Source organism: Staphylococcus rostri (assembly GCF_002902145.1).
Lineage (GTDB): Bacteria > Bacillota > Bacilli > Staphylococcales > Staphylococcaceae > Staphylococcus > Staphylococcus rostri.
Genome location: NZ_PPRF01000056.1, coordinates 1 through 1,261, shown reverse-complemented (window position 1 = coordinate 1,261; position 1,261 = coordinate 1). Strand labels below are relative to the sequence as shown.

General features: G+C 30.7%; 1 protein-coding gene. It reads left to right on the top strand.

Translation table 11 applies throughout. The features are described 5' to 3' along the window. Positions 1-121 precede the first annotated feature (121 nt). Complete coding sequence (locus CD122_RS08440; RefSeq protein ID WP_103358547.1) at positions 122-1,180, top strand: D-alanine--D-alanine ligase family protein; 1,059 nt, start codon at positions 122-124, stop codon at positions 1,178-1,180. The last annotated feature ends 81 nt before the right edge of the window (positions 1,181-1,261 follow it).

Here is a 1,261-nt window from a genome sequence, read left to right as displayed (position 1 = left end):
TTATGTAGAGAAAACGAAAAAAAAGGGATATTTAAGTATACAATTTTGGATTTTTTTCATTATATTAATAATGATAGTTGGAAAAGTTATAGCGCACATCATTTAATTGAAAATGTAGGGAGTGGTTTGTTTGAAGATAGCATTATTATATGGTGGAAAGTCAACAGAACATGAAATCTCAATTCGTTCAGCAGCTAGTGTATACAACGCAATTGATAAAGATAAACATGAGGTTGTATTAATTTATATCAACAAAAATGGAAATTGGTTGATTGGTAATGAACAAGCACTGATGAATAAAGAAGTGATAAATGAAGAAGGTACTAAAGAAGTTTATTTAATACCTAATGGTCAATTTCATTCTGAAGATTCGACTGTTAAGGACATTGATGTAGTATTGCCAATTCTACATGGGAAAAATGGTGAAGATGGCACAGTTCAAGGTTTATTAGAAATTTGTAATATACCTTATGTTGGATGCGGGCTATTAAGCTCAGCAATGTGTATGGATAAGGATGTTACAAAACGCATGCTTACTACAGCAGGATTAGATGTTGCAAAAGGGATAACACTTCATAAACATAAGTATAAAGAACAACTTGCTTCTACAAACTTTAAATTCGATTACCCGATATTTATTAAACCAGCAAACCAAGGATCATCAGTTGGCGTTTCAAAAGTTGAGCATGAAGGTGATTTTATTTCAGCGCTTGAATATGGATTTAAGTATGATTCTAAAGTGCTTGTAGAGAATGGTGTTGTAGGTAGAGAATTGGAAGTTGCGGTAATAGGAAATGAAACAATTATTACGAGTGAGCCTGGAGAAGTAATTGTAAATGAAGATTTTTATTCATATGAAAATAAGTACATTGATGAAGATGGAGCGACTATTAGTATTCCGGCAGAAATGTCAGAAGAACAGAAAACGTTAGTAAGAGAAGTGGCATCAAGAGCTTATGAGGCTTTAGACTGTAAAGGTTTAGCAAGAGTAGATGTGTTTTTAACAGAAGATAATCAAATAATAATAAATGAGATTAATACATTGCCAGGATTTACGAGTATCAGTATGTTTCCTAAGCTATTTGAAGTGAGTGGAATACCATATTCTGAGCTAATTGAGAAATTGTTAATTTTGGCTAAAGATATTTATGAGAAGAAACAAAAATATCAAAAGGTTTGATGTAATATTTGTAAAAAATAAACGAAAATATTTTATTTATTGATGTTTTGATGATATAATAAGAAACGTAATACTATAATT